Below are 6,016 nucleotides of genomic sequence, written 5' to 3' on the forward strand. Positions count from 1 at the left end.
GAACGCGTGGGCCTGACCGATAACTTCTTCGAGCTGGGCGGGCATTCGTTGCTGGCGGCTCAGGTGATCGCCCGGATCAAGCATCAACTGTCGGTGGCTGCCGGTTTGCGTGACCTGTTCACTGAGCCGCAGCTGCAAGGTTTTGCGGCGCGGCTGGCAGGGCAAAGCAGCGAAACTGTCGATTCACCAAGCGTTGAGTTAGTCGCGGCAGACGCAGGGTCAACGTCCCCTTTATCTCTGGCCCAGCGGCGTTTGTGGGTGGCCGAGCAGTTCAGTTCCGGCAGCGGCGCTTACGGCATGCCGTTGGCGTTGCGCTTGCGCGGCGCGCTGGATATCGACGTATTGAGAGACAGCTTCGCCGCCGTCATCCAGCGTCACGAGGTGCTGCGCACCCGTTACACGGCTGATGACGAAGGCGATCCGGTTGCCATCGTTGCGCCTCATGTTGCCCTTGAGCTGCCGGTGCTGGACCTCAGCCATTTGCAGCGCATGGAGCAGGAAGCGCGGGTGGCCGAGGCGACGCTGAACAACACCCGACAAGCCATCAGTCTTGAGCGGGCACCGTTGCTGCGCGCTCAGTTGTTGCGGCTGTCGGCCAGCGAGCACGTGTTGCTGTATTCCATGCATCACATCATCTCCGACGGCTGGTCCATGTCGGTGTTGATCAGCGAATTGGTCGAGCATTACGCGGCTCTGCAGCATGCAAGCGAATCTCCGCTGCCGCCTTTGCCCGTGCAGTATTCCGATTACGCCCGCTGGCAGTTGGAACTGGAACGTGCTGGCGTGCTGGCCGAGCAGGGGCGGTATTGGCAGAAGGCGCTGGCTGGCAGCTCCGGAGCCCTGCCGCTGCCCATGGACTTCCCACGTCCGGCCCATGCTTCGTATGCCGGTTCCAATCTGCAATTCAGTATCCCCGGGGATTTGCGGCTCAAGCTCGAAACGCTGTCCCGAGGCGCGGGCGTGACGCTTTACAGCACCTTGCTTGCTGCGTTTCAGGTCCTGTTGCATCGCGTCACTGGCAGCGATGATCTGCTGGTGGGGGCCGATGTCGCGGGTCGTCAGCGCCCGGAGCTGGAAAGCCTGATCGGCTTTTTCGTCAACATCTTGCCACTGCGTTCACGGTTCGACGCCGAGCAGTCTTTTGCATCGTTCTTGGCCGCCACCCAGGACACTGCCCTGAGTGCTTTCGAGCAGCAGGATTTGCCCCTGGACATGATCGTCGAGGCCTGCGGCGTGCCCCGGCAGCGAGGCGTCAATCCACTGGTGCAAGTGCTGTTCGTGATGAACAACCTGCCGCTCGCCAATGCCGCCATCGAGGGTATTGCCGTGGAAGTGCTGCCCACTTTGGGGGGCTATTCGAAATTCGACATGGCGCTGTTCCTCGATCAAAACGACGGGCAGTTGCTGGGCACCTGGCAATTTGCGAGCGACCTTTTCAAGCCCGAACGCATCCAGCAACTGCTCGGCGGTTGGCTGGACGTTCTCGATCACATCGTGCGTGACCCGGACATCAAATTAAGGGAGATCAACGTGGCTAGCCATAGAGCAAAGCATAGAGCAGGGCATAACCCAGGGCATGACGCAGCGTTGCCTGTCAGCACTCAAGTACCGGCCAAGCCGAAGCTCGACAAGTTGAGTTCGTTTCTGAAGAAGCCCGGCAAGCCGGCTAACCAGAGTGCAGCGCCGCTGTTCCGCGAGTCGCCGATGGTGCCGGGTCAGCCGTTCCCGCTGTTGGTTGAGCCGGTGGATGCGGGGCTGGATTTGATCGAGTGGGTCAAAGCCAACCGGCCGCTGATCGAGCAGAAACTCTCGAAACACGCTGGTCTGTTGTTCCGGGGGTTTCAGCTCAATGACATCCACGCCTTCGAGGCATTTGCCGAAGCGGTGCAGCCGGGTCTTTATGGGCAATATGGCGATTTGCCGAAGAAGGAGGGGGGCAAGAACACCTATCGCTCCACGCCCTACCCGGAAAAGAAAATGATCCTGTTCCACAATGAAAGCTCGCACCAGGATCGCTGGCCGCGCAAGCAGCTGTTCTTCTGTGAGCAACCTTCACCGGTGGGTGGCGCCACGCCGGTGGTGGATTGCCGCCTGATGTATCAATCATTGCCTGTCGAGTTACGCGAGCGCTTCGAAAGCAAAGGGCTGCTCTATGTGCGCACTTTTGCCGACAAGCTGGACGTCTCCTGGCAACACTTCTTCAAGACCGAACAACGGACCGAAGTCGAAGCCCGCTGCAAGGCGGCAGGCATTCAGTGGCAGTGGCTGGAGAACGACGAGCTGCAAATCCGGACCCCGTGCCCGGCGATCATTCGTCACCCGGTGACCGGTGAAAAGAGCTTCTTCAATCAGGTGCAGCTGCACCATATCTATTGCCTGGACCCGGATGTGCGCGACGACCTGCTGGCTCTGTTCGGCGAACAGCGCATGCCCCGGCACGTCTATTACGGCGACGGCTCGCCCATTGAAGATGCGGTGATGGAGAAAATCGGCGAGCTGTATGAGCAATGCGCGGTGCGTTTCGCCTGGCAGAAAGGCGATGTGATCCTGCTCGATAACATGCTCGCCGCGCATGCCCGTGATCCGTTTGAAGGGCCGCGCAAGATCGTCGTTGCCATGGGCGAAATGATCGAACGTGGCGCACTGCAACAGACAAAACATCCGCGGATGGAACAACAAGGGACTGACGCATGAACACCCTCGATGAAATGACGACTGACGTTGGCCTGGCACTGTTGGCTGAGCAGCAGGCCTGGGTTCAGGCCGCGCGGGAAGGAGCAAACTGGGGCGAGGCCGGGTATTTTCTGCGGGTCGAGGTGCAAGGCGAGCTAGACCCTGAGCGGGTCCGGACAGCGCTGAATGGTTGCCTGCAAAGGCAGCCGTCGCTCACCACTGCTCTGCGCGCGGTGCCCGGTTATCACGGTCTGCGTCAGTTTGCTGGAGCGGGTACGCAGCCTTTGTCTCTGACGGTTCATGCCCTTGAAGAGCCGCCGACTGTGGTCGAGCAACGCGAGCAGCAGTGGTACGCGCGCCCGTTCCGACTCGAGGAAGGAGCGTTTGTCCAGACGTTGTTGCAGCGTATTGAAAACGGGCACTGGCAATTGCTGCTCGGGGTCGCCCGGTGCGTGGCAGATCAAGGCAGCTTGATGATTTTGCTCGGCGAATTGATCGTGGCCTATGAGCACGGTGCGCAGCCGGTTGATGAGGAACAGGCGCAGTTTGATCAGTATCTGGAATGGCGCAGCGAGGTGGTGCAAGACGAAGATGCCGAGGCAGGCAAAGGGTATTGGCAGGCGCAGTTGGAAGCTGGGCAAAGTATTTCCCCTGACTTGCCGGAGCGGCTGCGCAGCGGGATTGATCGTGACCGCAGTCAATCCTTGCCAGCCATCCTAGATGCCCAATTAGTCACCGGACTGAATGCCTTGGCCACAGAGCAAGGCCGACCCGTCGAAGTGCTGTTGCAGGCTGCATGGTGGTTATTGCTGGCGAGGATCAGCGGTCGGCAAAGCTTCACCGGTGCCTGGCGCCATGACGCCAGGCATGACTATGAGTTTTTTGAGTCGACACCGGGGCTGTTCGAGAAAACCTTGCCGGTCAGCGTCAATCCGGACATGGAACAGCCGTTCCGCGCCTGGCTGAATCTCTTCGCCGGGCAATTGCAGGAACACATTACCTGGCAGGAATACTGCCCGGACTCGGCACCACTGTCTTTGGGTTACGCCTTTAGCGTGCAAACGGTCTTCAACCCGTTCGTATCACGCGGGCTGAAGTGGACGGCTACACCGGTGGATGCGTCTGCCGCGTCTTTTGAAGTGCTGCTCAACTTGCTGGTGGATTCGCACCCAGTACTGAGAGGGCTGCGCCTGGACTACCAGCCGGATCGTCACGCTGAAAGCGCCATGCAACGGCTGCTGGAGCAGTACCAAGTGCTGCTCGCAAGCATCGTCGCCAACCCTGAGATGGTCTTGGGTCAATTGAATCTGCTGGGTGAACAAGAGCACGGGACACTGCTGGCGCTTAATCCGCAGCCCATGGATTTCTCGGCGCAAGGGTTGTTGCCTGCGATCATCCGGCAATGGGCTGTGACCACGCCGAACGCCACTGCGCTGATGGTTGACGGGCAAACCCTCAGCTATGCCGAACTTGATCAGCAGGTCGCGCAACTGGCGGCCGGGTTGAGGGCCGAGGGTGTCAGTCAGGGTGGGGTGGTTGCCATCGCCTTGCCGCGCTCTTTCGCTCAGGTAGTTTCAATCCTTGCCAGCTGGCAGGCCGGGGCGGCCTATCTGCCCCTTGATCCTGCCTGGCCACACGCCCGCCAGCAGTTGATCATTGAGCAAGCCGGTGCGAGTCTGGTGCTGGGAGCGTTGGAGCCGCAGGGTCTCACCGGTTGCAAAGCCATGAGTTTTAGCGAGGCATTACAGCGCGGTGGTCAGCGTTCGCCAGTTGTGGCGACGGTCAGCCCTGAAGACGTCGCCTATATTCTTTTTACATCCGGCTCCAGCGGCCTGCCCAAAGGCGTGGTGGTAGAGCATCGGCAATTGCTCAATTACACAACAGGAGTATCCCGTCAGTTGGGGCTGGATGCCTGCCGGCATTTCGCATTCGGCTCCACGGTGGCGGCGGACCTTGGCAACACCACCCTGTTTGGTGCGCTGTACAACGGCGCAACGTTGCATATCGCCGATGACGTCACCATGCAGGATTCGCAGCTTTTCGCCGACTTCATCCAGAGGCGCAAGATCGATTGCCTGAAGATTGTGCCCTCGCATCTCAGTGCCTTGCTGGATGCGCCTCAGGCGACATTGCCCGCTGTGCTGGTGTTGGGGGGCGAGGGCATGTCCGCCGGTTTGGTGGAACGGGTGTTGCAACTGCGCAGCGACTGCCGGTTGTTCAACCATTACGGCCCCACCGAGGCCACGGTCGGTGTGCTGGTCCATCCTGTTACCTTGGCGGATGCTCAGCTGCCAGGCATTGGTTTGACTCAGGTGCTGCCGAACAATCAGGTCTACATCCTCGATGCGCAACAGCAATTGGTGGCCAGTGGCGAGTTGGGTGAGCTGTATATCGGCGGGCAGCAGTTGGCTCGGGGATATCTAGGCCAGACTCAGGGCGAGGATCAGGTGTTTATCGATAACCCCTTTGTGCCCGGTGAGCGTTTGTATCGCAGCGGCGATCTGGCGCGCTATCGGGCCAGCGGTGGTATCCAGCTTTATGGTCGCCGGGATCAACAAGTCAAGGTTCGGGGCTTCCGTATCGAGCTGGCGGAAATCGAAGCGCAGATCCTGCAACTGCCCGATGTCAGCGAAGCGGTGGTGATGCTTGATCAGGTGTCCGGCGAACCGGTGGCCTTTGTGGTTCCGGCTCCCGGTGTTGCGCTGGACGATCTGGCTTCGCTCACGGCTCAACTGACGCAGCGTTTGCCAGCGGTCATGCTACCGGGGCGTATTCAGCCACTTGAACGCATGCCACGGCTGGCCAATGGCAAAGTGGATCGGCAGGCGCTGCAAGCTTTGCAGCCCACGCAGTCAACGCAGGCCTATGTTGCGCCCCGTGATGCGCTTGAACAGCTGATCGCCTCACGCATGGCGCAATTGCTGGGGCAAGAGCGGCTGAGTATCGATCAGGACTTTTTCGCGGCGGGCGGGCATTCGCTGCTGGTGATCAAGCTGGTGGCTGGAGTTCGCAAGCTGTTGCAGTGTGAGATCCAGCCGGGACTGGTCTTCGACAACCCGACACCCGCTGCGCTCTCGCTGGCCTTGCGGAGCCTTGAAATCACCCCCGGTCAACTGGAAAAAACCGCCCGTGCACGCCTGCAACTGGACGCCATGAGCCCTGAGGAAAAGGCGCAAATGCTCGAAAAGGCGCGCCAGGGAGCGTGATCCAGCTTTTGTAGGAGCTGCCGAAGGCTGCGAACAGCGGTGTGCCATACGCACCGCGCTCGCCCCTTCCCTGTAGGAGCGCGCCTGAACTGGTCAAGTAATCACGGACACCGGTTACGGTTTATGCCGCTTTTTTC

General features: G+C 60.2%; 2 protein-coding genes. Both read left to right on the forward strand.

Annotated features, from left to right (window positions below; translation table 11 throughout):
* Positions 1 to 2,694: condensation domain-containing protein (locus IV01_RS25990; RefSeq protein WP_195758818.1), on the forward strand; the 2,694-nt coding region annotated here is incomplete at its 5' end.
* Positions 2,691 to 5,879: a non-ribosomal peptide synthetase gene (locus IV01_RS03530; protein ID WP_032631074.1), complete on the forward strand. Its 3,189-nt coding sequence runs from the start codon at positions 2,691 to 2,693 to the stop codon at positions 5,877 to 5,879. The genes IV01_RS25990 and IV01_RS03530, both read left to right, overlap by 4 nt.
* Positions 5,880 to 6,016 lie beyond the last annotated feature (137 nt).

It is taken from the genome of Pseudomonas syringae, assembly GCF_000737245.1.
In the GTDB taxonomy this organism is placed as follows: Bacteria; Pseudomonadota; Gammaproteobacteria; order Pseudomonadales; family Pseudomonadaceae; genus Aquipseudomonas; species Aquipseudomonas syringae_J.

Coding starts and splice junctions, on each gene's coding strand:
- IV01_RS03530 (WP_032631074.1), top strand. CDS start 2,691: ATGAACACCCTCGATGAAATGACGACTGACGTTGGCCTGGCACTGTTG.